Raw genomic sequence first — 3,200 nt, forward strand, 5'->3', positions numbered from 1 at the left:
GTTCGAAGCTTGCGAGTGTAGCTCTGAGGGATTAGGAGTAGTTGGGCCTGGTCCCCGCATGCCTCTCCTCTCTAACTCCCAAACTCCCCAACTCCTAAAACCTATACCTCACCTGTGCCTTCACATCCGATCTTCTTGGTCCTTCGATCGTCTCCAGTCCTGACCCAATGGTTTTCTGGTTGCGGTAATGCGTCAGTCCGTACTTGATCCATACATCTAACTTTCGTAAAGGACGGAATTGTAGCAGCGCATACATCCTGGTGCCTCTGCCGCTGAAGGCAGGTATAGAAAAAGCGTACAATACATCGCGTTCGAACGCATACTGACGGGTATCATAGTTGTCGGTGTCGAAAATGGCGTAGCGGGTACTGAGACGGATTTTGTTAAAATTGAGATTAATATCCTGGGCAATCAGGTAACCGGTAGTTTGTGGCGACTCCAGGTCAAAACTGCTGAACTGTACCCGGGAGCGCAGGTTTACAACTGGGGTCGGCGAGAACTCATAGTAAAGCAGGTAATTTCTCCGGTTGGCCTGGCCCACATAATCCGTGCTGGTGAGGTTGTCGGCTACGTTGCGACCTTTGCGCTCGGCCTTGAACTGTGCATAAAGAGAGCTCTGACGGTTCGGTTTGAAGTAGAGCCGCAGCAGGTACTCGTCGCCATGCGAGGGCGCATCCACACGGTAACGCAACCACGGAAAACGGAAACGGTCGTAGAAAGCGGTCAGCTCCCACCTGGCAAAAGGCTTGATCTTGATGCCGGTATAGAAGCCCTGCTCGTTGATGTTGCGCGTGCTTTCGCCAAAACCGTTGCCATAGAAGGTATGGAAGTCGCGGGCGTAGGAGCGGTAGAGCATGGCCAGCTCCACCTTGTTGGAAAGGTTGGCGATCAGTCCGTTCACGGTACCCACACCGCCGCTTTTGGAAACTGCTGTCTCACCAAACAGGTAAACGTTTTGCCAGGTATAGCTGTAGTTGGCGCCGATGTTATAGTTGCTCGTGCCGCCAAACTCGAAGCGCTGATAAGGTGCACCGGCTTTCTGAATAGGGGAACTGTAACTGATGGACATAGCTGTAATGCCTGCCAGTAAAGTCCGGTCGCGGCTCTGGTAGGTGGCATTGCCTCCGATGATCTGCTCCCGCACCTGCCCTTTATTGGCTATCTCGGTCGGCGTGCGATGGAAGCCTGAAGTTTGTATGCCGGTAAAGAACTCACTGAAAGTATCCAGTGTGTCCGATTGCGCCTGCAGGTTGGCATCCGTGCGCTTGGTAGAATAGAAACCTGTGACATCCACCCGGCCCAGGTCATAGGTGGCGGCAGCGCCCCTGTAGAAAGCATATTCCAGCACGGAACTGTAAGGGCGTATACCTACGTTGGCGCGGCTGACGGTGGTGATGGTTTCGCTGCCTTTGCCCACCGAATAGCCTGAAGAGAGCAGCAGCCCCTGCCCGAACTGCAGCTGGTAATCGCCCAGGGCAATCGTCTTGAATTTTCCCTTGTTGTAGAGCTGCAGATGCACGGTGTAAAAGTCGAAGCCGTAGCGGCGGGTAGCCGGGTCCCAGGTAAATTGTTCTCCGGCATCCTTCTCAGCGGTAATGCCCAGGCTATAGTCGCGGGTATGGCTGATGCGGTAGCGCAGGTATAGCTTTTCGGGAGAGCCCAGGTAGCGGGTGGTCGAGCGGCTGGCTGAGTCGAGCGTAGTATAGCCGCGTCGTTCCTGCAGCGTACGCTCGTAGCGCAGGATCAGCGCGTTGTTATCTTCTCCTACAACACGCTGCCACAAAGGACGTTGGTCTGCATTCAGCCCGGCATCATCCACCCGCACAAAATACACCAGTTTATAAATGGTGAGCAGGTCGAAGTCAGGGATGGCCTGCAGCTCGTAAATGCTCAGCAGCTTTCCGTTTTGTTGGGTATACCTGAAAAACGAGGCGATTTGTGGGCGCGACAGGATAAAGAGCGAAGCAAGTTCTTCGGGAGTCGTGCGGTTCAGGTCGATAGGGCGCTGGAAGTACTGGAAAAGCGTCTCATAAAAATCCTCATAAGGCACGTCGTCCTCTTCCTGTTGGGCGAACAGCTCCTGCACAAACAGATCAAAGTCAAATGTCTGGCGCGGGTAGTCCTGGGACTGCAGCGGTAGCCGGTAGCAAAATAGAAGCAGGAGCAGGAGTATACGTCGCTTCATCGGCCTTTAATTTTGGAAGGTATAGCCGAGTGCCAGATGGTGGCTGATGCCAAGCAAGGTAGTGGAGCCGAAGGCGTAGTCTGCCTGCAATTGCCTGGCCCGGAAGCCCAGGCCAAATGTAGCTTTGTTGGTCTGGGTGCTGAAGCCGGAGCGCAGGGCCAGTTTTTCCTGCAGCATCTGGTATTCTATACCTGCCTTAAAGTCCGCCGGGAAGTCGATGTGTTTTTCGGTTTCGGCCAGCAGCAGGAGCTTTGGGTAGGGGCGGTAGGAGAGACCGGCTTTCATGATGGTAGGCAGCCGCTCATCGTTGAATGCCGCCAGCCTGGCCTGGTTGATGTTGTAGGCATTGGCTCCAACGTATAAGCCGGGCACCAATTCTGCCTGCCCGCCCACCGACAAGGCCACCGCTTTGCGGCTGCCATAGCCTTCGGCTGCTACCTGCCAGAGATCGGCCTTGGCACCCAGGCTGAACTGCCCCAGCTTGTGCGCTATACCTAGCCCGACATGCTGCTGACTGTACAATGCATCGCCAAAGCGACTCAGGCTAAGGCCATAGTTGCCATACCGGGCAGTCGGGTATACGGCCTGCACTGCTACCGTTGAGAAGGCGCGGATGCCAAATCTGTTCTCGGCATAGGCTCCGACCTGCGTCTGTTTCAGGCTGGCTATACCTGCCACGTTGTTGTGCAGCGCCCACAGATCAGGTATGGTGACGGAGGCATTGCCCAGCGCTGCTGCCCGGGCACCAGTGGGCACTTCGGCCTGCGCCTGTGCAAGGCTGGGCAGGAAGATGAAGAGCAGGAATGAAAGTTTGTTGCGTAGAAGAAGCGCTATCCCATCAAGTTCTGTTTTATAGCTAAAGTGCTATGTACGAGGGTGTAGCGGGTTGGTTGTTAGAATATTCATATACAGCCCCACGATAATTGTTTTTCGAATTTAGAAGGATAAACAGGATCGGTTACCACATTAGATTTGAGCGATCTCCCTGTAGGGACAGGTCGCGACCTGTCCGAAT

2 protein-coding genes are annotated in these 3,200 nt (G+C 54.5%); both read right to left on the reverse strand.

From position 1 onward, the window contains the following. Positions 1–94: 94 nt before the first annotated feature. Positions 95–2,185: a hypothetical protein gene (locus tag OB13_RS19715; RefSeq protein ID WP_461491898.1), complete on the reverse strand. Its 2,091-nt coding sequence runs from the start codon at positions 2,183–2,185 to the stop codon at positions 95–97. A 6-nt stretch (positions 2,186–2,191) separates the two neighbouring features. Beyond that, positions 2,192–2,941 (reverse strand): PorV/PorQ family protein, encoded by a 750-nt coding sequence (locus OB13_RS19720; protein ID WP_461491899.1) that lies wholly within the window; start codon positions 2,939–2,941, stop codon positions 2,192–2,194. Positions 2,942–3,200: the final 259 nt, after the last annotated feature.

It is taken from the genome of Pontibacter sp. HJ8 (assembly GCF_054824225.1).

Coding starts and splice junctions, on each gene's coding strand:
- OB13_RS19715 (WP_461491898.1), bottom strand. CDS start 2,185: ATGAAGCGACGTATACTCCTGCTCCTGCTTCTATTTTGCTACCGGCTA.